This is a genomic window from Promicromonospora sp. MS192, from assembly GCF_049532985.1.
GTDB lineage: Bacteria > Actinomycetota > Actinomycetes > Actinomycetales > Cellulomonadaceae > Promicromonospora.
This window is the reverse complement of record NZ_CP186693.1, coordinates 3,907,846-3,933,334: the sequence shown is the minus strand read 5'-3', so window position 1 is coordinate 3,933,334 and position 25,489 is coordinate 3,907,846. Positions and strand designations below refer to the sequence as shown.

Genomic DNA, 25,489 nt, shown 5'->3' with positions numbered 1-25,489 from the left:
AGCTCAGTTGAAACGGTACGCTGCGTCACCACCACCGGTGAGGAGGCCCGATGACCGAGGCACGCGTCCCCGCGCGAGTTCGGCATGTCGCCTCCGAGGGGCAGGCGCGTGAGCTCGCCTCCGCGCTCCAGCGCCCGGGCCGCGACCGGCCGGTGGTCGTCATCTCGACGCCCGCGGGCCACGACACGCCCTTCGTGGACCCGCAGAGGGTGCTCGACGACGTCGCCGGCCTGGCCGAGGTGGTGGTGATCCCCACGGGTGACGTGTCCTGGGCGTTCTCGTCGGGCATGCCCCCGGACACGCAGGTCTACGGCGGCGCCTCCCGCGTCTACGGCACCGACCTGGAGTGGGTGCACCATCCACGCCGTTCGCCGCTGCACTTCGCCTACTCCCCGGACGAGGACGCCCGGGTGCACGACCGGCTCGTGGGCGACGTCATGCGGCTCGCGGTGCGCGCGGGGATCGTGGGTTCGCCGCGGGCCGCGGCGGACGCGGCGGTCACGGGCGGCACGGTGCTCGGCCTGCTCGGGTCGCGCGCCCTGGTCAGCACCGACGACGGCGGCCAGGCGACCGTCGCGGAGGAGCTCGTCCTGCCCGACGTGCCGCTGGGGAGCGTGCTCGCGCCGGGCATGCGGGTCACGGGCGTGCTCGACCCGGCCCGCCGCCTCCTCGACATCCGCGGCATGCTGCCCGACGGCGCCGCGCTGCGCCGCGCCGTGCACGCCGCCTACCGGGTGGGCCAGGTGGTGCTCGGCCGGATCGAGACCGTCGAGGACGACGCCGTCCGCATCGCCCTCGCACCGGGCGTGCTGGTGCGCGTGCGCCGCGCGGAGATCACCGGCAACGACCTGGACCTGCTCGGCGACCTGTTCACGCCGGGGGAGGTGGTGGCGGCCCGCCGGGTCCCCGCGCCGCTCGACGGCCTGGCGCTGCGGCTCGACGACGTCGACGAGTCGCAGGACGAGCCCGTGCCGGCGATCGCCCTGCTGGACGGGGGTCCGCCGTGGCTGGAGCCGGATCATTCGGCCGCCGAGGAGCCGCCGCCGGAGCCACCGGTCCGGCTCGGGCCGGTCCGCGTGCGGCCGGACGGTGCGCCGGACGGGAGCGTCTCGGACGGACGTGGTCTCGACGCGGATGCCCTGGATCAGGCTGTCGTGGACGGCGCGCCCGGCGAGCGCGCCCCGGACGGCGGCGCGCCCACGCCGGCCGACCTGTTCAGTGTGCGACCCACGCCGGCCGGCCCCGGGGCCTCACCCGTGCCCGGGCCCCTACCCGCAGACGGTCCGCGCGCCCCCACGCCGGCCGACGTCGCCGCGTGGCACGCCGGCGAGCAGGACGCCCTGCCCTCGCCGTCGGCTCCGTCCCCCGGTGTGGCCGACAGCCCGGCGGAGCCGCCGGGCAAGGCCGCGCGTGACCTCAGCCTCTCGCTGGACGCCGCGAAGTCCCAGGTCGCGGCCCTCGCGAAGGAGCTGCTGGACGACAAGGTCAAGCGGCACCAGGTCGAGCTGGAGGTCGACCGGCTGCTCGGGCGCGTCGGTGAGCTCACCGAACGGCTCGAGCGTGCCGAGCGGCGCGCCGAGCAGCAGGCGACCGCGCTGCGCAAGGCCCGGCAGGAGGCCGCACGGCTGCGTCGCCGGCTCGGCGACGCGGGGGACGAGCCGCCCGAGGAACGGTTCTTCCCCGACGACGAGGACCAGCTCCGGTTCGAGGTGCTGACCGAGTGGGCCCGGGCGATCCCCGCCGCCGAGAAGGCGGGGCGCCCCCTCGCCCCGTACACGCTCGGCCCGCGGTTCCTCGCCTCCCTGGCTGACGTCGAGGGCGTCAGCCGGGAGCGGGTCGTGTGGACGCTGGTCATGGTGCTGACCGGGCTCGCTCCCGAGATGAACGGGCTCCAGGTGCACCGCCTGCGGACCGGCTCAGGAGGCGACGATCCCGTCCGGCAGCGGGACGACGGCGCGGTGTGCTGGCGGGTCGCCCTCCAGGTCAACACGCCGTCCGCCCGCCGGCTGCACTACTGGCGGCTGCCGGGCGGGTCGTTCGAGCTGTCCCGCGTGGTGCTGCACGACGACGTCGAGCCGTGAGCCTCAGCCCGACTGGTCCTGCTCGCCGGACCGGTCCCGCTCCCGGCCCTTCTCGTCCAGCTCCTCCAGGAGGTTGCGGATCTCGGAGCGCACGAAGTCGCGCGTGGCGACCTCGTTCAGCGCGATGCGCAGCGCCGCCATCTCCCGCGCCAGGTACTCCGTGTCGGCGAGGTTGCGCTCACCGCGCTGCCGGTCCTGCTCGGCCGTGACCCGGTCGCGGTCGTCCTGCCGGTTCTGCGCCAGCAGGATCAGCGGGGCCGCGTAGCTGGCCTGCAGCGACAGCATGAGGGTGAGTGCCGTGAAGCCGTTGGCCGCGCTGTCGAACCGCAGACCCTCCGGGCCCCACGAGTTCCACGCGAGCCACAGCAGGCAGAAGACCGTCAGGTAGATGAGGAACCGCGGCGTGCCCAGGAACCGGGCGATCGCCTCGGTGGCCTTCCCGACGGCGTCCTGGTCCACCCGGAACCGGGGAACCAGACCGCGGCGCTGGGCGAGCGGGGTGTCGAGGCGGTCAGCCACGGTGCGGCCCCCGTCCCGCCGGGCGCTGCGCGGGCCGACGCCGCGCCGCCGGGGCGGCCTGCGCCGACACGGCCTCCATCCGCTCGTCGTCGCTGTCGCGCCAGTCGTCCGGGAGGATGTGGTCCAGCACGTCGTCGACGGTGACGACGCCCAGCAGCCGGCGCTGGGCGTCCAGCACGGGCAGCGCGAGCAGGTCGTAGGCGGCCAGGAGCCGGGTCACCTGCCCCACCGACGCGTCGTGGGTGAGCCACTCGGTCTCGGCGTCGAGCACCGACCCGACCGCCGCGTGCGGCGGCTCGCGCAGCAGCCGCTGGAAGTGCGCGACGCCGAGGAACCGGCCGGTCGGCGTCTCCAGCGGCGGGCGCACCACGAACACCATGGACGCCAGGGCCGGCGGCAGCTCCGAGCGCCGGATGGAGGCCAGGGCGGTCGCGATCGTGTCGTCCGCGCCCAGGATCACCGGTTCGGTGGTCATCAGGCCGCCGGCCGTGTCCTCGGCGTACTCCAGCAGGCGCCGGACGTCCGCGGCCTCCTCCGGCTCCATGAGGTTCAGCAGCTGAGCGGCCTGTTCCTCGGGCAGCTCGTGCAGCAGGTCGGCGGCGTCGTCGGGCTCCATGACCTCCAGCACGTCGGCCGCGCGGTCGACGTCCAGGCCCGACAGGATGGACACCTGCGCGTCCTCCGGCAGCTCCTCCAGCACGTCGGCCAGGCGCTCGTCGTTCAGCGCGGTGGCGATCTCCAGGCGGCGCGCCGTGCCCAGGTCGCGGATCACGTCCGCGAGGTCCGCCGCGCGCATGTCCTCGTACGCCTCCAGCAGGCGCGCTGCACCCTGTTCCGCCGAGCGGGCGGTGAGGTCCGCCACGGCGTCGACCGGCACCGTCAGGGTGGACCCCCGGCGGAACGGCGCCGAACCACGGGCCGACCGCCGCCGCACGAAGAGCTGGTCCACCAGCCAGTCGCCCGTCCGTTGCTGCGCGATCGACACGTCCTCGATGGTCACCTCGCCCGAGCCGTCCTTGAGCTGCACGCGGCGGTCCAGCAGCTCGCCGAGCACCACCGACTCCATGGCCCGCTGCTCGAACCGCCGCATGTTCACCAGGCCCGTGCTGATCACCTGCCCGGGGTCGATGCTCGTCACCCGGGTCAGCGGCAGGAAGACCCGGCGCCGGCCCGGCACCTCGACCACGAGGCCCACCGCCCGCGGCGCCCCTTTCGCCCGGACGAGCACGACGACGTCGCGGACGCGGCCCACCTGGTCCCCGATCGGGTCGAAGACCACGGTGCCTGCCAGACGTGCCACGAAGACCCTGCTGCCGGCGCTCACGCTGGTCAGCCTACGACCCGCCCCACACCCTCGCTCCTCGCCACTTCCGCCCGGGTGGGGGAGACTAGGGGTATGAGCATGTCTCGCCCGGGTGCCGTCCCGAAGGTCCCGACCCTGCCGGCCGGTGACGAGGTCGCCGCGTACTCCACCTACCTGGAGGCGCAGAAAGCAGTCGACTACCTCTCCGACAACAAGTTCCCCGTCGAGAACGTCACGATCGTGGGCACCGACCTGCGCATGGTCGAGCGCGTCACGGGCCGTCTCACCTACGGCCGCGTGGCGCTCGCGGGTGCGCTGTCGGGTGCCTGGTTCGGTTTCTTCGTCGGGCTCCTGCTCACGCTGTTCGCAGGTTCGTCCGGGTTCCAGGTGATGTTCGCGGGCATCGCGCTCGGTGCCGGCTTCGGTCTGCTGTTCTCGATCCTGTCGTACTCGTTCACGGGCGGACGCCGTGACTTCACCTCCTCGTCGCAGATCGTCGCGGCCACGTACGCGATCCTCTGCGGCCACGACCATGCGTCGGACGCACGCGCCCTGCTGGCGCAGTCGCCGAGCGGACTGGGCAAGTCCCGGGGCACGGCCACCGTCGGGGTCCCGGCGCCCACGGCCCCGCCCGCGTACGGTGCGCAGCCGCCGGCCGCCGCGCCGTCCGCGCCCGCCGCTCCGCCGACCCGCCCGGCCGACCCGCGCTGGGTCACGCCGTCGGGCGAGCCGCGGTACGGCGCGATGCGCCCGGGGTCGCAGGCGCCGGCTGCTCCCTCGGCGGACGCGACCCCGGGCGCGCCGGGTGCGGCACCGGCCTCGGGCACGCCGAGTGGCGGGGTCGGGGCTGGGGCTGGGGCTGGGGCTGAGTCCGGGCAGCCGGCTCCTGGCGCCCCGACGGATGCGCCGACGGCACAGGACAGCGGGTCCGACCGGCCCACGGCAGCGGCCGCCGACCAGGACGACGTCCCGACGTCGCGCACCACACCACCGGCCAACCCGTACGCGCCGCCGAGCGACGACCAGAAGTAGGGGTGGCGCTAGCTTCGGAGGTCGGGCTTGTTGCGGAGGAGATGGCGCTAGCTTCGGAGGAGACGGCGCTAGCTTCGGAGGTTGCGCTTGCTGCGGGGGAGGCGGCGCCAGCTTCGGAGGTCGGGCTTGCTGGGGAGCAGGCGGCGCCAGCTTCGGAGGTCGGGCTTGCTTCGGAGGAGACGGTGCCAGCTCGGAGGTCGCGCTCGCTGCCCCGACGGTCGGCATGGTGCTCGCGCACCGTCCGGGGCTGCCCGGGGTGTCCTGTGTTCCCGCTGCATTCAGCCGCGTTCCTGCGGCGTTCGTGATTAGGTGCTCCGGGGTCGCTGGGCATGCTGGGCACGTGTTCGGTCCCTCGCGGTGTGACCCCCGCCGACTTCGGTTCCTTGCACCGAGATCGGTCAACCAGTCGACCGATCTCAGCGCAAGGGACCGAAGCCATGCTGCTGCCGCTGACGGATGACCGAAGTCGCGCTGCTGCCGCTGACGGATGACCGAGTTCACGCTGCTGCCGCTGACGGATGACCGAAGTCACGCCGCTACCGCCGGCAGATGACCGAGCATGTTCTGGGTTCTGGGTTCTGGGTTCTGAGCCGGGACCCTGTCCCAGACCCACGCTCGGCCCGAGCTCGACCACAGCGCGCCGTAATCCGTGCCGGTGCACAGGCGGCTCGGTCCAGGTCTCTTGAGCGGTCAGCCATGGTGGACCGTCGAGGCATGACCACAACGACCACCACCATCACGATCCCCGCCGTCACGCTGACGTTGGAGCATGATCGCAACCGACTTGCCGCATCCGCCCGGGCCGGCGACATCCTCCGGGTCCGGCGCGGAGCCTACTGCCCACCGGACCAGATCCAGGCCGAGGGCCCAGGCCGGGCGTACCAGGAGGCGCGCCGACTGGCGCTCGCGCGGATCAGCGCTCTGCATACCCAGCTCAGGGCCGACCACGTGTTCGGTCACGTCTCGGCGGCCCTGCTCCTGGGTCTCCGCCTCTGGACCATGCCCACCGTCACCCACGTCTACCAGCGCTACCGTGCGTCGGCCCATGCCGCGGCGGACGTCCGTCGCCACGCCTGGACGATCTCCGCGCAGGACGTCGCCGTCGCGTCGGGCATTCCTGTGACGTCGTTGGCGCGCACCGTCGTCGACTGCGCACGGACCCTGCATCCTCTCGAAGCACTCGTGATCACCGACTCCGCACTGGCCATGGGCCTCGTGCGGGAGACGTTGCTCGAGGTGCTCGCCGCCACGCCGGACCGACGCGGCACGCGCCGGGCCCGCCGGGTGATCGAGCTGGCCGACGCCGGTGCCCAGTCCGCCTGGGAGACCTGGGTCAGGTACGAGATCCTCCGTCGCGGACTGCCCCGGCCCGTCACGCAGATGCCGGTCCGCACCGCGGCGGGTGTCTTCCACACCGACCTCGGGTACGACCGGTGGGCTCTCGGTATCGAGTTCGACGGGCGTGTGAAGTACCGTCCCGACGGCGTGCGCCCGGGACACGACCCGGCGCAGGAATACCTGGACGAGAAGGCCCGGGCGGACGCGATCCGGCAGGCCGGCTTCACCATCGAGAGCGTCAGCGCGTCGGACAGGCGCGACGTGCCCGCGATGATTGCGCGATTCGTCCGGCATCTCCCGCGCGACGCCGTGGACGCGGCCCGCCCGGATCCGTTGCTCCGCCCGTCCTGACACGCGAAACCGGCCAGATGCACCTCGGCTGAGGACGGTTTCGGTCAGATGCACGACGGGCAGCATCGGTCAGATGCACGTCGGCCGGGCTCATCGTCGGTCGGATGCACGTTGACCGGGCTCACCTTCGCTCGGATGCACGTCGGTCGGGCTCTCACCTTCGGTCAGATGCACGTCGACCGGACCGATCTTCGGTCAGATGCACGTCGACCGGACCGATCTTCGGTCAGATGCACGTCGACCGGACCGATCTTCGGTCGGTTGCCCTGAGATCGGTCCATCAGACGACCGATCTCAGGGCAACCGACCGACCGCAGCTTTCCACGGTTGGCATGTGACCGAGTTCAGGGCGGGAACAGGCACCGGCGCCGGTGATCCGGCGCGAGCCCCCGCATACCCCGTCAGGCACGCCAGGTCAGCCGTGCCAGGTCAGGCACGCCAGGTCAGGCACGCCAGATCAGCCGTACCAGGTCTGGCACGCCAGGTCTGGCACCCCAGGTCAGCCGCGCCAAGTCCGGCACGCCAGATCAGGCATCCCAGATCAGCCACCCCAAGCCAGCCACCCCAGATCAGCCGCGCAGCGACGCCATCCAGGCCTCGACCGCATCAGGGTCGCGGGGGAGCGCCGCCGAGAGGTTCTCGTTGCCGTCGGCGGTGATCAGCACGTCGTCCTCGATGCGCACGCCGATGCCCCGGAACTCCTCGGGCACCGCCAGGTCGTCGGCCTTGAAGTACAGGCCCGGCTCGATGGTGAACACCATGCCCGGCTCCAGCACGCCGTCGAGGTACAGCTCGCGGCGTGCCTGCGCGCAGTCGTGCACGTCGAGGCCCAGGTGATGCGAGGTGCCGTGCACCATCCAGCGGCGGTGCTGCTGGCCGTCGTCGCCCAGGGCGTCGGCGGCGGTGACGCCGTCGGGCAGGAAGCCCCACTCCTCCAGGCGGGCCGCGATGACCTCCATCGCCGCCGCGTGCACGTCGCGGAACTTCGTGCCCGGCTTCGCGACGGCGAACGCGGCGTCGGCCGCGTCCAGCACGGCCTGGTAGATCTTCCGCTGCACCTCGGTGTACTCGCCGTCGACCGGCAGGGAGCGCGTGATGTCGGCGGTGTAGAGCGAGTCGACCTCCACGCCGCCGTCGAGCAGCAGCACGTCCCCCGAGCGGACCTCGCCGTCGTTCCGGATCCAGTGCAGCGTGGTGGCGTGCTCGCCCGAGGCCGCGATGGTCTCGTAGCCCACCGCGTTCCCCTCCAGGCGGGCGTGCCCGTCGAAGGTGGTCTCGACCACGCGCTCCCCGCGCCGGTGCGCCACCGCGCGCGGCAGGGCGCGGACCACGGCCTCGAACCCCTCGATGGTGCGCGCGACGGCCTCGCGCATCTGCGCGATCTCGTACTCGTCCTTGATCAGGCGCAGCTCGGAGGTGGCCTCCACGAGGGCCTCGTCGGTCAGGGCGTCCTCGTCCTCCCCGGCCTCCAGGCGCAACTCCTCGACGAGCGCCTCGACGGCGTCGTCCGCGCCGGTCACGACGAGCAGCCGCACGCCGCCGTCGCCGACGTCCTTGGCCAGCGCGTCGCCCAGCTCGTCGATGTGCCGGGCCTCGATGCCCGTCAGCGCCTCGACGTCGGCCAGGGAGGGCCGGGCCCCGACCCAGAACTCGCCGTAGCGGGCGTCGGCGTAGAACTCCTCGTTGTCGCGGGGCGCGAGCGGGCGCACGTACAGCACGGCGTGGTGGCCGGACCCGTCGTCCCCCGCGCCGTCCTCGACCGGGTGGAGCACCAGGACGGCGTCCGGCTCCTGGTCGGTGCCCAGGCCCGTGAGGTGCGCGAACGCCGAGTGCGGGCGGAACCGGTAGTCGGTGTCGTTGGAGCGGGTCTTGAGCGAACCCGCGGGGATCACCAGGCGGACGCCCGGCAGCCGCTCCGAGAGAGCGGCGCGGCGCGCGCCGGTGTAGGCCTCGGCGGCCGACGGCGTGAGGCCGAGCTCGGCACGCGGGGCCCACTGCGACATCACGAAGTTCTTGAACGCGGTCGAGGCGGGACGGTGCGAACGGTTGGACCCGCGGTCGGCGGTTCCCTGCTCGTCGGTCTGCGACGTGGTGGTGGGCTCGCTCATACGCCCAGTGTTTCACGCACCCCGCGCGAAGTCGGACAGTGCCCGGGTGAGCACCCGGTTGAACGCCGCCGGAGCCTCGGTGTTGACGTCGTGCCCCGCGCCGGGGATGACGACGAGCGCGCCGTCGCGGGCCGCGGCGAGGTGACGCTGCTCGCCGATGCGCATGGCGTCGCGCGCGCCGTTGACGAACCAGACAGGCACCCGCGCGGCCCGCACGTTGGCGACCGAGGAGAGCCCGGCGAGGTGGGTCAGTGAGTCGGTGACGACGTCCCAGGTGGGGCGGTACATCTCGGCGGTCTGGCGGGGCGCGATCTCGACCTGGCGCAGATCGGCGCCGCCCGGGGCGCTGCGGGGTGCGCGGAACGGCAGGCGGAACGTGGGCACCGACAGCCGCGCCCGGTGCACGCTCGGGTGCACCACGCGACCGGTCAGCCGACGGCCGAGGTAGGCGGCGCCGGCCACGGTCTTCGCGACGTCCCGGTAGAGCCGCACGGGCTTGCCCCGCGGGTCGGAGGTGCAGCCGGCGGCGAGCACGCCCACCAGGCGGTCGGTGGTGTGCGGGCGGGCAGCCCAGGCGAGCGACGTGTAGCCGCCGAGCGACAGCCCCACCACGGCGACGGGACCCGGGAGCGACTCGACGGCGTCGTCCAGCGCCTGGAAGGCGCCGGCCAGGGTGAACCGGTCGTGCCGGCGCGTGCCGTGCGCGGGCAGGTCGACGGCGACGGCCTGGTGACCGGCCTCCTGCAGGTGCTCGACCTGGCTCTCCCAGATCGCGCCGGAGCTGCGCATGCCGTGCACGAAGACGACGCTCGTGGGGGCAGGCTGCGGGTTCTGGATGCTGCTGTTCATCCCTTCGATGATGACCGGCGCTCGCGGGCGCCCGGCGTACGACGGCGGAACAGCCCGTGAACGTGCTGTGTGGGCTTGACGGCGCGCCCCGAGCGGCGTGCGGTACGGCCCGGGGGTGCCGCACCTCACGCCGCTCGGGGCGCTCAGGAGGCCGGGGCATCTCTACCCTGGTGGAGTGATCGACCTCCACACGCACTCCACGGCGTCCGACGGCACCGACTCGCCAGCGCGCCTGGTCGAGGTCGCCGCGCAGGCCGGCATCACGACGCTCGCCATCACGGACCACGACACCACGGCCGGCTGGGCGGAGGCCGCCGAGGCGGCGGGCCGCGTCGGCGTCGGGCTGGTCCGGGGCGCCGAGATCTCCGCGATCGCCGCCACCCGGGGCTGGGGCACGGGCGTGCACCTGCTGGCCTACCTGCACGACCCCACGCACCCCGACCTGCTGGCCGAGACCGAGCGCACCCGGGACGACCGCGAGTCGCGTGCCCGCCGCATGGTGGACCTGCTCGGCGAGGACTACCCGATCACCTGGGAGGACCTGCTGGCCCAGACGCAGCCCGGCACCACGCTCGGCCGCCCGCACATCGCGGACGCCCTGGTGGCGGCCGGTGCGGTCCGCGACCGCGACGAGGCGTTCGCGACCATCCTGCGGCCCGGCACCCGGTACTACGTGGGCCACTACGCGCCCGACGCCGTGGCCGCCGTCCGCGCGGTCCGGGCCGCCGGCGGCGTGCCGGTCTTCGCCCACCCGGGGGCCGACGCCCGGGGCCGCGTCGTGCCCGACTCCACGATCGAGGAGCTGGCCGCGGCGGGTCTCGCGGGGCTGGAGGTGGACCACCGCGACCACACCCCGGACACGCGGCGGCGCCTGCGTGACGTCGCCGAGTCCCTGGGGCTGCTGGTCACGGGGTCGAGCGACTTCCACGGCGCGGGCAAGCAGAACCGCATCGGGGAGAACACGACGGCGCCCGACGTGCTCGACGCGATCGTCGAGCAGGGAGCACTCGAGGTGCTGCGGTGAGCTGGTTCGACGTCGCGCTGTTCACCGAGGTGTTCGTGACGCTGTTCGTCATCATGGACCCGCCGGGCACGGTGCCCGTGTTCCTGGCGCTGACGTCGCGGATGACGGCGCACGACCGGCGCCGCGCGGCGCGTACCGCGATCCTCGTCGCGTTCGGCGTGATCGTGGTGTTCGCGCTGTTCGGGCAGCTTCTCCTGGAGCACATGGGGATCTCGCTGGCGGCGCTCCAGGCATCGGGCGGCCTGCTCCTGCTCCTGGTCGCCCTGGAGCTGCTGATGGGCAAGATGGACGCCGGCGAGTCCGAGCCGGGCGGTCCCGCCCGGAACGTGGCCCTCGTGCCGCTCGCCACGCCGCTGCTGGCCGGGCCGGGCACGATCGTGGCCACCATGGTCTTCGTGCAGCAGGGTGTGCACGCGGGCGAGTCGCGGATCGGGCACTACGCGTCGATCGGTATCGGCATCGTCGCGGTGTGCATCTGCACGTGGGCGGCGATGCGGTTCGCGGGCGTGGTGCACCGGGTGCTCAAGGACTCCGGCGTCACGCTGGTGACCCGCATCGCGGGCGTGCTGCTCGCCGCGATCGCCACGCAGATGATCGCCAACGGCGTCATCGAGTTCGTCCGCACGGTCTGACGGCACGGTCCGACGGCACCGTCTGACGGCGCCGTCGGACGGCACGGGGCTGACCGCGCGCCCGGTCCGGGTCAGACGTCCAGGGTCTCCAGGAAGACCGGGACCGGCTCGGAGGGCGTGAGGCTCTCGGCCTGCCGCACCTTCTTCTTCATCGGCAGCACGTAGCCGCCGTCGCGGTCGCTGGGGAAGACCGACGTGGTCCACGTGGTGCTCCCGACGGTGACGCGCACCCGGATGGAGCCGAACCCGCGCGGCGGCAGGGGCAGGTCGGCCAGCTCGTCGGACTGCTCGGGCGGCACGGTCACGAACCACCAGGCGTCGGTCCTGGCCTGCCACTGCCACAGGGGTGCGGTGAACTCGATCTGCACGTCCCGAGTGTGGCAGACGAGCGGGGAGCACGAGAGCCGGGTCCCCACGTCGGCGACGTGGGCACCCGGCTCTCGTGCGCGCTGGGCTCGGCCGGCCGGTCTCAGGTGACCGGCCTCAGCCGGCCGGTGGCTCAGTCGGTGGTCGCCTGGCCGCCGTCGGTGGCCGGCCGGCCACCGCGGGTGCGGCGGCGCGTCCGGGTCCGACGCCGACGCTGGCCGCCGTCGCCCCCGCCGTCACCCGCGTGCTCGCCGCCGTGTCCGGCGGGAGCACCGCCGGGCTGGGCTCCGCCGTCCGACGCGGCGCCGCCGTCGGACCGGGAGGACGAGCGCGACGCGCCGCCCTGCCGGCCGCCGGAACGGTGCCCTCCGGAGCGTCCGCCACCGGAACGCCCGCCGGAGCGGGACCCGCCGTTGCGCTTCCCGGTCTCGCCGAGATCCTCCAGCTCCTCGGCGTCGAGCCCGGCCAGGTGCTGCGCGGAACGCGGCAGCCGGCCCTTGGTGCCCTCGGGGATGCTGAGGTCGGAGTACAGGTGCGGCGACGTGGAGTAGGTCTCGACCGGCTCCGGGAAGCCGACCTCGAGCGCCTTGTCGATGAGCGACCAGCGCGGCACGTCGTCCCAGTCCACGAAGGTGACCGCGGTGCCGGTGTTGCCTGCGCGGCCAGTGCGGCCCACGCGGTGCAGGTAGGTGCGCTCGTCCTCGGGGCACTGGTAGTTGACCACGTGCGTGACGTCCTCGACGTCGATGCCGCGGGCGGCGACGTCGGTGGCGACGAGCACGTCGATCTTGCTGTTGCGGAAGGCGCGCAGGGCCTGCTCGCGGGCGCCCTGGCCGAGGTCGCCGTGGATGGCGCCGGCCGCGAACCCACGGCTCTGCAGCTCCTCCGCGACCTTCGCGGCGGTGCGCTTGGTGCGCGCGAACACGATGGTGCGGCCGCGGCCCTCGGCCTGCAGCAGGCGGGCCAGCACCTCGACCTTGTCCAGGGCGTGCGCCCGGTACACGACCTGCTTGATGTTCTTGACGGTCGCACCCTCGTCGTCCGGCTCGGCGGCGCGGATGTGCGTGGGCTGCTTCATGTACCGGCGGGCCATCGAGACGACGGCGCCCGGCATGGTGGCGCTGAACAGCATGGTGTGCCGCTGCGCGGGGGTGCGGGCGAGGATCTTCTCGACGTCGGGCAGGAAGCCCAGGTCGAGCATCTCGTCGGCCTCGTCGAGCACGACGGTCGCGGCCCGCAGCAGCGTGAGGTGGCCCTGGTTGAGCAGGTCGATCATGCGGCCCGGGGTGCCCACCACGACGTCGACGCCGGACTTCAGCGCCTCGATCTGCGGCTCGTAGGCGCGGCCGCCGTAGACCTGCACGATGCGCACGTTGCGCCGGGCGGACGCCGTGCCCAGGTCGTTCGCGACCTGCACGGCGAGCTCACGGGTGGGAACCACGACGACGGCCTGCGGCTTGCCGGGGGCCACGAGCTGGTCGTAGCCCTCCTCGCCGGGGGCGACGACGCGGTGCAGCAGCGGTACGCCGAAGCCGAGCGTCTTGCCGGTTCCGGTCTTGGCCTGGCCGATGATGTCGTGCCCGCTCATGGCGACGGGCAGCGTCATGGCCTGGATGGGGAAGGGGTGGGTGATGCCCGAGTCCTTGAGCGCCTCGACGATCTCGGGGCGGACGCCGAAGTCCGCGAACGTCACGTTCTGCGCCTGGATGGCGGACGGGCTGGAGTAGTCGGGACCCGAGCCGATGGTCGGCTCGGGGGTCACGGTGGCCGCGTTCGCGGCCGGGGTGTCTGTGGTAGTCACTGGCGCCTTCATCTCTCGCGGCGCGGTGGGCCCTCATGGCCCGGCGATCGCGCCTTCGTGCGGCAGCCGATCGTGGAAATCATCGCGCGCCAGGGCCCAGGGCCCCGGCTGCGCGTCCTGTCGGGGCGGCCTCGGGTGAGGCCGGAGCACAGGCTCGGGGGTCGGAACGTGACGACCGGGCAACCGATGTACGCCAGTCATGGTACGCGCACCATGTTTCCGCGTGGTTAGCGAAACGCGTCCAGGGACCCGGTTAGTAACGAACGCCACGTGGCGGACGGCGCATTCGGGCGCAATCCGCCACGTGCCGACGGGTCAGACCGCGCCGAAGCCGACCTTGCGCTGCTCCTCGGAGCCGATCTCGACGTAGCCGATGGCGCTGCCGGGGATGATCACGCGGCGGCCGCGGGAGTCGGTGAGCTCGAGCGGGCCACCGGACAGGGCCTTCTTGACCGCGGTCGCGACGGCGTCGGCGGTCTCCTCCGTCTCGACCGTGACCTCGCGCGGGAGGTTCTGCACACCGATGGTGACGTCCACGTTTACTCCAGTTCGGTCGGGGATTGCGCCGTGTGCCCGGGGGTCCGGGGACCCGGCCACACGATCCTAGTCACGGCGGGCGGCCGTCGGCCCGCGGTTTCGCCGTGAGCCGATCGGCCCTGTGCGCGCGGGAGACCTCACGGGCGAGACCTCACGGGCGAGACCTGTGGACGAAGCCATGGGCGGACGGCCCGGTGCGTGGCACCATGGTCGGCGTGAGCGGTCCGACCTCCCCCCGCCGCGCGACGGTGACGCTCGGCCTGTGCCTCGCGCTCGGGCTCGGCGCGGGCGTGGTGGTCACGATGTCCACGGAGCCGGACGCCTCCGCCGCCGCCGTCGCCGGTGCGGTCGAGGACAGCCTCGGTGACGGTGCGGCCGACGTGGTCCGGGACGCCTACGAGGCGGCCCGGTCGGGCGACCGCGTCTCGCCCCCTGCGCCGGCGGCGGAGGCCGCACCGGCGCGGCTCCCGACCCCGGACCCCGTCGAGGTGGCGAGCTCACCCGGGCCCTCCGGCACCGACGCGTCGCCACGGGCCGCGACGTCCGGTCCGGGGCCGGGCAAGCAGGCGCCGCCGTCGCCCGGTCCCGTCCCGAGCCCGACCGCCGACCGGTCCCCGGCGCCGGACCCCGGCTCCGGGCTGGTCGGTACGCGGACCGTCGTCGAGGAGAAGCTCTCGGGCCGGCTGGTCGTGGCGCGCGGGTCCCGCCCCGCGCCCGCCGAGGGCAGGAGCAAGGGCAAGGTCTGGCGCGTCCAGGTCGCCGTGGAGCGGGGCCTGCCGGTGGACCGTGAGGTCTTCGCCGAGGCGGTGCTGGCCACCCTGAACGACCCGCGCGGCTGGAACGGCGCGGACGGCTCGACCTTCGCCCGGACCGACTCCGACCGGTACGACGTGCGCGTGGTGCTCGCGAGCCCGGGCACCACCGACGAGCTGTGCCTCCCGCTGGACACGATCGGCGAGCTCTCCTGCGGCATCGAGGAGACGGCCGTGCTCAACTTCAAGCGCTGGGCCACGGGGTCGAAGGCCTGGGGGAGCATCGTCCGCTACCGGCAGTACCTCGTGAACCACGAGGTCGGGCACGTGATCGGCTACCACCACGACCTGTGCGCGGGCGAGGGGGAGCACGCGACCGTGATGGTGCAGCAGACCACCACGACGAGCGGCTGCCTCCCGGAGCCGTGGCCCGCCCCGGACGCCCGCTGAGCCGTCGGGCACGAGCCCACGTGCGGAACGAATCGGGCATTCCTGACGTGTCCGCGCGGGGGCGCGGGGAGTGTCAGTGGGTCGTGGTTCGATCGTCCGCGTGACACCGACCCCCACCCTCGCACCTCGTCTGGCGCCGCCCGGGACCGTTCCCGGCGGCGCCGGTCCCGTGCGCCTCGACGAGAGCCAGTCGGCCGCCGTCGAGACCGCGCTCGCCCACCGCGCGACGCTGGTGCTGGGGGCGCCCGGCTCGGGCAAGACCACGATCGCCTGCGAGGTCGCCGTGCGTGCCCTCGCCGGTGGCACGAGCCCGGAGCGGGTGCTGGTCCTCGCGGCGTCGCGGCGCGCCGCTGCCCGGCTGCGGGACGAGGTGGCGGCACGGGCCGGGCGCACGGTCGGTGCGCCGATGGTCCGCACGGCGTCGTCGGCGGCGTTCGCCGTGCTCCACAAGCGGTCCGCGGCGCTGGAGCTGCCCGCCCCCACACTGGTGTCGGGCCCGGAGCAGGACCTGGTGCTCGCCGAGCTGCTCGCGGGGCACGTGGCGGGCGAGGGCCGGCCGCTCTCGCTCCCGGCCGGCCTGCCGGAGGAGTCGCTCGGTCTGCGGGGCCTGCGCCAGGAGCTGCGCGACCTGCTCATGCGCGCGGCCGAACGCGGTCTCGGCCCGGTCGAGCTCGACGAGATGGGCCGGGCGAACGAACGCCCCGAGTGGGTCATGGCCGCGCAGCTCTACGAGGAGTACCTCGACACGATGGCGCTGCGGCTCGCGACGCCCGACGCGGGGCCGCGCTACGACCCGGCGGTCGTGATCGACGAGGCCGCGCAGGCCCTGCGCTCCTGGGCGGAGGACGTGCCGGGGGTGGCCCGCCCCGCCTGGGACCTCGTCGTGGTGGACGACTACCAGGAGGCCACGGCCGCGACGGTCCGGCTCCTGCGGGTGCTGAGCGACGACGGCGCGCGTCTCGTGCTGCTGTCCGACCCTGACGCGGCGGTCCAGACCTTCCGTGGCGCCGCACCCGGGCTCACCGGCCGCGCAGCCGCCTCCGCCGGCCCCGGGCGGGCCTTCGGCGCGTTCGACGCCGAGACGGCGGTGCTCGGCACGGTCTGGCGGCAGGACGCCGGACTGCGCGCGGTGACCCGCGCCGTGACCGACCGGATCCCCGTCTCCGCGAGCGCGCTCCACCGGCGGGCCGGCGGCCGCACCGAGACCGAGAGCGAGACCAAGGCCGAGAACGAGAACGCAATCGGCGCCGTCGATCCCGTCCAGGTGGCCGTGCTCGCGAGTGCGGCCCAGGAGGCCGCCTGGATCGCGCGCGAGCTGCGGGCCGAGCACCTGCTGCGCGGCACCCCCTGGGACCGGATGGCGGTGATCGCCCGCAGCGGCACGCGACTGGGGGCGCTCCGGCGGGAGCTCGTGTCGGCGTCGGTGCCGGTCGCGCTGCTCGGGTCGGACCTCCCGCTGCGGGACGAGCCCGCCGTGGCACCGCTCCTGGCGGCCGTGCGGACCTGCGCCGGTGCACCCCGGGGGAGCCTGGAGGCGCTGATCGCCGAAGAGCTCGACGGCTCCGCCCACGAGGTGCTCGACCCGGAGACGGCCGCGCTGCTGCTGGTCTCACCGCTCGGCGGGCTGGACGCGGTGGCACTGCGCCGGCTGCGCCGCGCGCTGCGGGCCGAGGAGCTGTCGGCGGGCGGCGGGCGGACGTCGGACGCGCTGCTCGTCGAGGTGCTCGCGGACCCGGCCCGGGCCGCGCTGCTGCCCACGCAGGTTCGGCGCGGGCCGCTCGCCGTCGCCCGCGTGCTGGCGGCCGGCCGCGAGGCCGCCGCCGAGGCCGGCGCCACCGCGCAGACGGTGCTGTGGGCGGTCTGGGCCGCGTCCGGGCTGGCCGAGCGGTGGAGCGCCGCGGCGCTCGCGGGCGGGCCGGCGGGACTGCGGGCCGACCGCGACCTCGACGCCGTGCTCGCGCTCTTCCGCGCCGCCGAGACGTTCGTGGACCGTATGCCGGGCGCGCCGGTCGCCGCGTTCGTCGACTACCTGGCGTCCCAGGACCTTCCGGCGGACTCGCTGGCGGCCTCGGCCCAGGGAGCGGGTGCCGTGGAGGCGCTCACGCCCGCCGGCGCAGCCGGCCGTGAGTGGGACGTGGTGGTCGTGGCCGGTGTGCAGGACGGCGTGTGGCCGGACCTGCGCCTGCGGGACTCCCTCCTGGGCTCGCAGGCCCTGGTCGAGCTCGTCGCCGGCCGGTCACAGGACGGCCGGGTGGTCGGGTCGGAGGCCCGGCGGCAGGTGCTGACCGACGAGCTGCGCGCCTTCGCGGTGGCGGTGTCCCGGGCTCGGCGCCGGCTCCTGGTCACGGCCGTGGAGGACACGGAGGAGGCACCCAGCGTCTTCTGCGACCTCGTCGCGCCGCGGAACGACGGCGGCGACGGTCCCGACCCGCGCCGGGTACCGGTCGGGCCGCCGCTGGACCTGCGCGGTGTGGTGGCCGCGGCTCGCTCGGAGCTGGTGCGGTCGGCCGGGGGACAGGTGGCACGAGCCACGCCTGCCGTCGCGGCGACGCCGCCTGCCGAGCCCGCACCCGAGCCAGCCGCACCCGAGCCAGCCGCACCCGAGCCAGTCGAGCCCGAGCAGGCACGCGTCGGGCGCACCGCCGTCGAGCACCCTGCCGCGGCGCTCCTCGCGGACCTCGCCGCGGCGGGCGTCGCGGAGGCCGACCCGAGCACCTGGTACGGCGTGGCCGGGGTGTCGAGCGAGGTGCCGTTGTGGGGCGAGCGGGACACGGTGACGGTGTCGCCGTCGAAGGTCGAGACGGTGACCACGTGCGCCCTGCGCTGGGCGTTCGAGGCGGCGGGCGGTACCCGGCCGGACGCCACCCACCAGACCCTCGGCACCCTGCTGCACTCGATCGCCCAGAGCCACCCGAAGGGGTCGCTCACGGATCTGCGCAAGGAGCTGGACCGGCGCTGGCCGGAGCTCGCCCTGCCCGACGGCTGGCCGTCGCTCCAGCTCCGCAAGCGGGCCGAGCGCATGGTGGAGCGCCTGGCGGACTACCTCGCCGACGCCGGCGAGCCGCTCCTGGTCGAGGCGGACTTCGACCTGCGGGTGGGCCGCGCGCGCCTGCGTGGTCAGGTGGACCGCGTCGAGGATGCGGGCGACGGCGCCGTCACGGTGGCCGACCTGAAGACCGGCAAGACCGCGGCCAGCAAGGACAAGGCAGCGGAGAACCCGCAGCTCGGCGCGTACCAGCTCGCGGTCGAGGAGGGTGCGCTCGACCTGCCGGAGGGCACGGTCAGCAAGGGCGCGAGCCTCGTCTACGTGGGGACCGAGACGGTCTCGGCGAGCGTCCGGAACCAGCCGGCCCTGGCGCCGGACGAGGACGGCGGCAGCTGGGCGCGGGACACCGTCGAGGGCGCCGCCGACACCATGGCCGCCGCGCGGTTCGCGGCACGGAACAACGACCTGTGCGAGGTGTGCGTGGTGCGACGCTCCTGCCCGCTGCAGCCCGAGGGACGGAACGTGGTCGAGTGAGCGAGCCCGAGATCCGGCTGTCGGCGCGTGCCATCGCACGCCTGCTCGGCCGCCACGAGCCCACCGACGAGCAGGTCCGTGTCATCGAGTCGCCGCTGGAGCCCGCGCTGGTCGTCGCGGGTGCCGGGTCGGGCAAGACCGAGACCATGGCCGCGCGCGTGGTCTGGCTCATCGCCAACAGGCTGGTCCAGCCCGAGCAGGTGCTCGGCCTGACGTTCACGCGCAAGGCCGCGGGCGAGCTCACCCAGCGGGTGCAGACCCGGCTGGCGCAGCTCAACCGCGCGCTGGGCGAGGAATCGGGCGAGGCGCTCGCCGGCCTGGACCTCGACCGGCCCACCGTCGCGACCTACAACGCCTACGCCGCGTCCCTCGTGGCCGACCACGGCCTCCGCCTCGGTGTCGAGCCCAGCGCCCGCCTGCTGGGCCAGGCGGAGCAGTGGCAGCTCGCCTCCCACGTCGTCGAGTCCTGGGACGAGGACCTCGGCACCGACAAGGCCGTCAGCACGGTCACGGCGGCGGTCGTGGCGCTGTCCGGCGCCCTGGGCGAGCACCTCGTGGACCCGGCCGACGCGCGCGACCGGCTCACCGAGATGGCCGAGCACCTCGAGTCCGTCCCGCTCGGCCCGCGGCAGAAGAAGCGGACCAAGGACGTCGACAAGCTCATCGCGTCGGTGGCGGAGCGGGCCCGGTTCGTGGACCTCGTGGTCGAGTACCGGCGTCGCAAGCGCATCGCCGAGGCCCTCGACTTCGGCGACCAGGTCGCGTTCGCCGCCGAGCTCGCCCGGGACGTGCCCCTCGTGGGCGCCGCGGAGCGGGCCCGGTTCGAGGTGGTGCTGCTCGACGAGTACCAGGACACCTCCTACGCGCAGGTCGAGCTGCTGTCCGGGCTGTTCGGCGGCGGGCACCCCGTGACCGCCGTCGGCGACCCGCACCAGTCCATCTACGGGTGGCGTGGTGCCTCGGCGGCGGGCCTGTCCCGCTTCCCCGACCGCTTCCGGCACCGCGACGGCGCACCCGCCGCCGTGCACTACCTCTCGACGTCGTGGCGGAACGACGCCGCGGTGCTCGCCGCGGCGAACGTCGTGTCCGGCCCGCTGCGCTCGCGTACGGGCGCGGGCGGCAACGTCGAGGTGCCGCCGCTGGACCTTCGTCCCGGTGCGGGCGACGGCGTGGTCTCCGCGCACGTGGCCGCCACGCTCGAGGAGGAGGCCGACGCGGTCGCCGAGTGGGTCGCCGCACGCTGGCGCTCCGGTGCGCACCCGGACGGGCGCTCGACGGCGGCGGTCCTGTGCCGGGCACGGGCCCAGTTCCCCGCCCTGGAGGTGGCTCTGCGCCGGCGCGGCCTCCCGGTGGAGGTCGTGGGCCTGGGCGGCCTGCTGTCCACGCCCGAGGTGGTCGACGTCGTCGCGCTGCTCCAGGCCGCGCACGACCCGTCCCGCGGTGACTCGCTGCTGCGTCTGCTCACGGGTCCGCGCCTGAACCTCGGCGCAGCCGACCTGCATGCCCTGGGCTCCTGGGCGGCCGACCTGGCCCGCCTGGACGACCCGCGCCGAGCGGTCGCGGAGACCAGGCCGGAAGACGTCCCGCCGGCCGCGACCGCCGGGACAGCCACCGCGACCAGCGCCGGGACACCCGCAGAGGCAGCCACCGGCACCACCGACGCCCTGGACGAGGACCCCCGCGTCGTCGAGGGTGACGTGACCGACCATCGCTCGATCGTCGACGCGCTCGACGACCTGCCGCCGGAGGGCACCCCCGCTCGTGACGGCCGGGTGCTGTCCGCCGATGCCCACCGACGCCTGACGGCCCTGGCCCGGCTGCTGCGCGACCTCCGTGGCCTCACCTACCTGTCGCTGCCCGAGCTGGTGGTCCAGGCCGAACGTGCGCTGGGCCTCGACGTCGAGGCGGCCACGGCCCTCGCGCTCGCGGGCGCCGGGGTCGGGGGAGCGGTGAGCGACCGCGGCCGGGAGCACCTCGACGCGTTCCGGGACGTCGCCGCGTCGTTCGCGCAGTCCTCGGACACCGCGACGCTCGGCGCCTTCCTCGCGTGGCTCGGCGTCGCCGGGGAGCGCGAGCGCGGCCTGGACATGCCGGTCCACGAGCCGGACCCGGACGCCGTCCAGGTGATCACCGCGCACGCCGCCAAGGGCCTGGAGTGGGACTCGGTCGCCGTGGCAGGCCTCGCCGACGGCGCCTTCCCCACGTGGGACCGGGGCGCCCGGTCCGGGGAGACGTCGTCGGGCTGGCTGTCCGACCTCGGGGAGCTGCCCTACCACCTGCGCGGCGACGCCGACGACCTGCCGCGCTTCGACTGGGAGCACGCGTCCGACACCAAGGACCTGGTCGCGTTGCGTGACGAGTTCAAGGCCGAGTGCGGTGAGCACCGGCTCGCGGAGGAACGCCGGCTGGCGTACGTCGCGTTCACCCGCGCCCGGCGCGAGCTCTTCCTCACGGCCTCGTGGTGGGGTACGGCGAGCCGGCCGCGCGGCCTCTCCCCGTTCCTCGCCGAGCTGGTCGACGCGGGCCAGGTCACCGCCGACCTGTGGGCACCCATGCCGGAGCCGGACGCCGAGAACCCGCGCAACGCGGAGGAGATCACCGCGCTCTGGCCGGCCCCGGAGCACGCCGGCGCCGCCCCGGCGCAGCCGACGGCCCGCGACGTGCTGCGGGCCACGGCGGCGCTCGTGGACGATGCGGCGGAGGACCGCCTGGTGGCGCTCGCCGCCGCAGGGCTGCCGCCCGACGCGCTCACCGCACCGCGTGGGACCCTGGCGGACGCCGCCGGCCACGACCTGGTCGACCTCACCCGCATGCTGCTCGCCGAGCGCGACCGGCACGCGGACCGGGAGGTCGCGTTCCCCGCGCACGTGTCGGCCTCCGGGCTGGTCCGGCTCGCCGCGGACCGCGACGCCTTCGCGCTGCAGCTCCGCCGCCCGGTGCCGGTGCAGCCCACGGTGCACGCCCGCCGGGGCACCCGGTTCCACGAGTGGGTGGAGCAGTTCTTCACGTCCGCGACCCTGCTCGACGTCGACGACCTGCCGAGCGCCGAGGACGACGACCTGCCCGAGGACACCGACCTCGACAAGCTGCGCGACACGTTCCTGGGGTCGGAGTGGGCGGCCCGCACGCCGGTGGCCGTCGAGGTCGACGTCGAGACCCCGGTGGCCGGCGTCATGCTGCGCTGCCGCATGGACGCCGTCTTCCGGGACCCGGCCGCGGGACCCGACGCCGTGGTCGTCGTGGACTGGAAGACCGGCCGCGAACCGCTCGACGCCGCGGCGCGGGCGGCCCGCGAGGTGCAGCTTGCCGTCTACCGGCTGGCGTGGTCCCGCTGGACCGGGCTGCCGCTGGACCAGGTGAGCGCCGCGTTCTACTACGTGGGGTCGGACGCGACCGTCCGTCCGGACCGGCTGCTCGACGAGGCCGAGCTGGAGGCGCTGATCCGGGGCGCCTGACGTGCGTCGTCGCCCACGGGGGCGTCAGCCGCCCATCGGGCCGCCGAGCCACTCCTCGATGAGGGCACGGCCGATCGAGTTGCGGCCGTGCGGGCTCAGCCGGCCCTCGGCGAGCGCCGCGGTGAGCTCGGCGCGCGTGAACCAGTCGGCCTCGGCGATCTCGTCCTCCTGCCGGACCAGCTCCGTGGTGGTCGCGCGGGCACGGAACCCCAGCATCAGCGACGCGGGGAACGGCCAGGGCTGGCTGCCGCGGTACTCGATCGACCCGGGGTCCACGACGACGCCGACCTCTTCCGCGGTCTCGCGGACCACCGCCTGCTCCAGGCTCTCGCCCGGCTCCACGAACCCGGCCAGCACCGACCGGCGGTCCGTGCCCCACTCGGGCCCGCGCGCGAGGAGGAGCCGGTCGTCGGCGTCGGTGATCGCCATGATCACCGCGGGGTCGGTGCGCGGGAAGTGGTGCGACCCGTCGGCCGGGCAGACCCGCACCCAGCCGGCCTGCGCCACGTCGGTGGGCGTGCCGCACAGCGGGCAGTGGGTGTGCGAGGCGTGCCACCGGGCGAGGGCGAACGCCTCGACCGCCAGGCCCTGCTCCAGGTCGGGCACGTCGAGCGTGCGCATCCCGGCCCAGTCCACGTCGAGCTCCGGCTCCGGGTCGGTCCCGGGCTCGGCCAGGACGGCCGCCAGGTAGGCGACGCCGTCGGCCTCCCCGAGGAACAGGTGGATGTGCGCGGTGAGGTGCGCGACGTCGGCCGAGGGGAACAGCGCGACCCGCGACCCGGTCGTGGCCACCCGGTCGCCGCGCAGCACCAGCACCCGGGTGCCCGGCTCCTTGCGGAGGTCGTCGACGAGCCGGGGTTCCGCGCGCCGGTGGGCGGCGCGGTCGTGGGCGGCGCGGAGGAAAGGGAGATCGAGAGGGAGCACTGCACGACGGTAGCCGCCTGGCGGGGTGAGCCGCCGGGCATCGCGCGATACGGAGCCCCCACGAACCTTGTCTAGCAAGTCTTGTATTGCAAGTCTTGCTATGCAAGGTTACCGTGGGACCCATGACCGAGGAGCGCATCGCCACGAACCTCCGCAAGGGAGTGCTCGAGTACTGCGTGCTCGCGCTGCTCTCCCACGGCGAGAAGTACGGCCTCGAGCTGGCCGACGACCTCACCGGACGTGAGCTCATCGCGAGCGAGGGCAGCCTGTACCCGCTGCTCGCCCGCATGCGGGAGAACGGGCTCGTCGAGCCCCGGTGGGACGCGTCCGGCACCGGCCGGCCCCGCCGCTACTACGCCATCACCGAGCACGGCACCGAACAGCTCGCCACCTTCGCCCGCGTCTGGGCGTCGCTCGGCGCGCAGGTCGACGCACTTCTGGAGGGATCACGATGACGGAGAGGACCATGATGAACGCGAACACCGAAGGCGCCTACCTGCGTGACGTGGGCAGACGCCTGCGCGCGCTCACCCCGGAGCAGCGCGGTGCCGTGCTCGACGACGTCCGCGCGCACTTCGCGGACGCCACGGACGCCGGCAGGTCTCCCGAGCAGGCGGTGGAGAGCCTCGGCGACCCGGCGACGTTCACCGCGCGTGTGCGGGCCGAGCTGGGTCACGACGACGGCCGGGCCGACCGGATCCGCCGCGTGCTGCAGTGGACGGCGGTGGGGACGGCGGCGTTCACCGGGATGTTCGTGTCGTTCCTGTGGCCCGACGACTCCCTCCCCGGCCTCGATGCCCGGTACGACGAGCACGGCTTCGGGATCGTGCTGTGGAACCTGCTCCCGGCGGTGGTGGCCGCGGTCCCGGTCGCCGTCCCCGCGCGTGCCCGCACCGTGGTCACCGCCGTGGTCGCCCTCGTGCTGACGGTCCTGACCGGTACCGCGCAGACGGTCTTCGTCCCCACTGCGATGCTCGCGTGGGCGGCCCTCGTCGTTCCGGTCCTCGCGCGCACGGGCCGGCCTGCCGTCGGCTGGCGCGTCGTCGGCGGCGCCCTCGCGGGTCTGCCGGCGCTCCTCACCCTGGGCGGCGTCGTCGCCGGGAGCTTCGACACCGATGTGTGGACCGTGCTGGCGCTGGTCGCGATGCTGGCCCTCGGCGTGCTGATCGCCCTCGGCAAGGTCTGGGCCGGCGCCGTGCTGGCCGCGCTCGGTGTGGTGGCGATGGTCTGGGCCACCCTGAGCCCGGGCCTCCTCTTCCTCGGTGTGTGGTGGGGCGGTGGCCTGTTCCTCGCTCTCGGCCTGAGCCATGTCCTCGCGCACTCCGCCGCGCGCCCCTCGGCTCGCGGGTAGCCGCACCGGACCCGGTCCGGATCCGCGGCGGATCCGGACCGGATCCGCCGCGGAGCCCGGGGACACGCCCCCGACCTGGTCCCTGGCACCGCGGGCGCTGCAATACGGTGTGCACGTGTCCCGCACGCCCCTCGCCCTCGCCGCCCTCTCGACCGCCGCCGTGCCCGGCCTCGACGCCCGGTCGGTCCGTGTCGGAGACCTCACGGGCGACTACGACGTCGCGGTCGTCACCGGTCAGGACGACCAGGAATGGGTGGTGCGCGCACCGCGCACCACCGTAGCCGGCGCCGCGCTGGAGGCGGAGATCGAGCTGCTCGACGCGCTCCGGCTGTACATCGACACCGGGGTCCTGCCGTTCGTCGTGCCGCAGGTCGCGGGCTACGCGCTCCTGCCGGAGGGCGGCCGGGCGGTGGTGCACCGGCGGATCATCGGCAGCACCCTCGACGTCGAGTCGCTGGAGCCGGGCCCGGGGCTTGCCGCGGACCTGGGCCGGGCCATCGCCGCGATCCACGAGCTGCCGACGTCGGTCGTGGAGACGTGCGGGCTGCCCAGCTACACCGCCTCCGAGTACCGGGAACGCCGGCTGACCGAGGTCGACGAGGCGGCACGGACGGGCCGTGTCCCACCCACGCTGCTGCGGCGCTGGGAGACGGCGCTGGAGGACGTGTCCCTCTGGAAGTTCCGGCCGGTCGTGTCGCACGGCGACCTCGCGCCGGACCAGCTCCTCGTGGACCGGCAGCGGGTCGTGGCCGTGTCGGGCTGGTCGGAGGCGCGTGTCGCGGACCCCGCGGACGACCTGGCCTGGCTCATCGCGGCCGCGCCGATCGAGGCGGTCGACTCGATCATGGAGGCGTACCAGCTGCGCCGCACGGAGCTGAGCGACCCCCGGCTCGCGGAGCGCGCGATGCTCGTGGGCGAGCTCGCGCTCGCGCGCTGGCTGCTGCACGGCGTGCGGCACCGGCTGCCCGAGGTGGTCGAGGACGCGACCTCGATGCTGGAGGACCTGGACGAGGCGACCCTCGACCAGGGCTGAACGGCGCGACCGGATCGGCACCCGGAGGAGCGCGGGGAAGCGCCGGGTACCGGTCCGGCCGGC

At 74.5% G+C, this 25,489-nt stretch carries 19 protein-coding genes; 11 read left to right on the top strand and 8 right to left on the bottom strand.

The window, feature by feature from the left end:
- Positions 1-50: 50 nt before the first annotated feature.
- Positions 51-2,081 carry a hypothetical protein gene (locus ACO229_RS17720; RefSeq protein WP_423462324.1) on the top strand — a complete coding sequence of 677 codons (2,031 nt, stop codon included), beginning with the start codon at positions 51-53 and terminating at the stop codon, positions 2,079-2,081.
- A gap of 3 nt (positions 2,082-2,084) precedes the next feature.
- Here ACO229_RS17720 and ACO229_RS17715 read toward each other — a convergent pair whose 3' ends face one another.
- On the bottom strand, positions 2,085-2,600 hold the full coding sequence (locus ACO229_RS17715; RefSeq protein ID WP_423462323.1) for a DUF1003 domain-containing protein: 516 nt from the start codon (positions 2,598-2,600) through the stop codon (positions 2,085-2,087).
- Positions 2,593-3,924, bottom strand: a complete 1,332-nt coding sequence (locus ACO229_RS17710) for a magnesium transporter MgtE N-terminal domain-containing protein (RefSeq protein ID WP_397431606.1) — start codon at positions 3,922-3,924, stop codon at positions 2,593-2,595. The genes ACO229_RS17715 and ACO229_RS17710 overlap by 8 nt, the downstream gene beginning before the upstream one ends.
- A 72-nt stretch (positions 3,925-3,996) precedes the next feature.
- Between ACO229_RS17710 and ACO229_RS17705 the strand changes: the two genes are divergently transcribed.
- On the top strand, positions 3,997-4,935 hold the full coding sequence (locus ACO229_RS17705) for a general stress protein (RefSeq protein ID WP_423462322.1): 939 nt from the start codon (positions 3,997-3,999) through the stop codon (positions 4,933-4,935).
- A 714-nt stretch (positions 4,936-5,649) separates the two neighbouring features.
- Positions 5,650-6,624, top strand: a complete 975-nt coding sequence (locus tag ACO229_RS17700; RefSeq protein WP_423462321.1) for a hypothetical protein — start codon at positions 5,650-5,652, stop codon at positions 6,622-6,624.
- A 569-nt stretch (positions 6,625-7,193) separates the two neighbouring features.
- On the opposite strand, the gene ACO229_RS17695 is transcribed toward ACO229_RS17700, so the two are convergent.
- Positions 7,194-8,732, bottom strand: a complete 1,539-nt coding sequence (locus ACO229_RS17695; protein WP_397414395.1) for an aminopeptidase P family protein — start codon at positions 8,730-8,732, stop codon at positions 7,194-7,196.
- Positions 8,733-8,744: 12 nt separating this feature from the next.
- Positions 8,745-9,581: an alpha/beta fold hydrolase gene (locus ACO229_RS17690; protein WP_423462320.1), complete on the bottom strand. Its 837-nt coding sequence runs from the start codon at positions 9,579-9,581 to the stop codon at positions 8,745-8,747.
- A gap of 175 nt (positions 9,582-9,756) precedes the next feature.
- Between ACO229_RS17690 and ACO229_RS17685 the strand changes: the two genes are divergently transcribed.
- Positions 9,757-10,605, top strand: a complete 849-nt coding sequence (locus ACO229_RS17685; RefSeq protein WP_397414391.1) for a PHP domain-containing protein — start codon at positions 9,757-9,759, stop codon at positions 10,603-10,605.
- The gene (locus ACO229_RS17680) at positions 10,602-11,237 is read left to right on the top strand and encodes a MarC family protein (protein WP_397414388.1); all 636 of its coding nucleotides are present in this window, start codon (positions 10,602-10,604) and stop codon (positions 11,235-11,237) included. Before ACO229_RS17685 ends, ACO229_RS17680 begins: the two co-directional genes overlap by 4 nt.
- Positions 11,238-11,308: 71 nt before the next feature.
- Here ACO229_RS17680 and ACO229_RS17675 read toward each other — a convergent pair whose 3' ends face one another.
- The 3 genes from ACO229_RS17675 to ACO229_RS17665 all read right to left on the bottom strand — a co-directional run bounded on the left by ACO229_RS17675 (position 11,309) and on the right by ACO229_RS17665 (position 13,941).
- Entirely contained in the window at positions 11,309-11,605 is a 297-nt protein-coding gene (locus ACO229_RS17675) for a DUF1905 domain-containing protein (protein WP_397414385.1), read from the bottom strand.
- A gap of 131 nt (positions 11,606-11,736) precedes the next feature.
- The gene (locus ACO229_RS17670) at positions 11,737-13,404 is read right to left on the bottom strand and encodes a DEAD/DEAH box helicase (RefSeq protein ID WP_397414382.1); all 1,668 of its coding nucleotides are present in this window, start codon (positions 13,402-13,404) and stop codon (positions 11,737-11,739) included.
- A 315-nt stretch (positions 13,405-13,719) separates the two neighbouring features.
- Positions 13,720-13,941 carry a DUF3107 domain-containing protein gene (locus ACO229_RS17665; RefSeq protein ID WP_397414380.1) on the bottom strand — a complete coding sequence of 74 codons (222 nt, stop codon included), beginning with the start codon at positions 13,939-13,941 and terminating at the stop codon, positions 13,720-13,722.
- A 215-nt stretch (positions 13,942-14,156) separates the two neighbouring features.
- On the opposite strand from ACO229_RS17665, the gene ACO229_RS17660 reads away from it, so the two are divergent.
- The 3 genes from ACO229_RS17660 (at position 14,157) to ACO229_RS17650 (ending at position 22,118) form a co-directional block, all read left to right on the top strand.
- On the top strand, positions 14,157-15,143 hold the full coding sequence (locus tag ACO229_RS17660) for a DUF3152 domain-containing protein (protein ID WP_423462319.1): 987 nt from the start codon (positions 14,157-14,159) through the stop codon (positions 15,141-15,143).
- 100 nt (positions 15,144-15,243) lie between these two features.
- The gene (locus ACO229_RS17655; protein WP_423462318.1) at positions 15,244-18,663 is read left to right on the top strand and encodes a PD-(D/E)XK nuclease family protein; all 3,420 of its coding nucleotides are present in this window, start codon (positions 15,244-15,246) and stop codon (positions 18,661-18,663) included.
- A complete protein-coding gene (locus ACO229_RS17650) occupies positions 18,660-22,118 on the top strand; it encodes a UvrD-helicase domain-containing protein (RefSeq protein WP_423462317.1) in 3,459 nt (1,152 codons plus the stop codon). Before ACO229_RS17655 ends, ACO229_RS17650 begins: the two co-directional genes overlap by 4 nt.
- A gap of 24 nt (positions 22,119-22,142) precedes the next feature.
- On the opposite strand, the gene nudC is transcribed toward ACO229_RS17650, so the two are convergent.
- Positions 22,143-23,042 carry an NAD(+) diphosphatase gene (nudC, locus tag ACO229_RS17645; protein ID WP_397431584.1) on the bottom strand — a complete coding sequence of 300 codons (900 nt, stop codon included), beginning with the start codon at positions 23,040-23,042 and terminating at the stop codon, positions 22,143-22,145.
- Positions 23,043-23,164: 122 nt separating this feature from the next.
- Between nudC and ACO229_RS17640 the strand changes: the two genes are divergently transcribed.
- From ACO229_RS17640 to ACO229_RS17630, 3 genes are all read left to right on the top strand, one after another.
- A complete protein-coding gene (locus ACO229_RS17640; protein ID WP_397414372.1) occupies positions 23,165-23,497 on the top strand; it encodes a PadR family transcriptional regulator in 333 nt (110 codons plus the stop codon).
- Positions 23,494-24,393, top strand: coding sequence for an HAAS signaling domain-containing protein (locus ACO229_RS17635; RefSeq protein ID WP_423462316.1), 900 nt, complete (start codon positions 23,494-23,496; stop codon positions 24,391-24,393). Before ACO229_RS17640 ends, ACO229_RS17635 begins: the two co-directional genes overlap by 4 nt.
- Positions 24,394-24,508: 115 nt before the next feature.
- Positions 24,509-25,426 carry a macrolide 2'-phosphotransferase gene (locus ACO229_RS17630; protein ID WP_397414366.1) on the top strand — a complete coding sequence of 306 codons (918 nt, stop codon included), beginning with the start codon at positions 24,509-24,511 and terminating at the stop codon, positions 25,424-25,426.
- Positions 25,427-25,489: the final 63 nt, after the last annotated feature.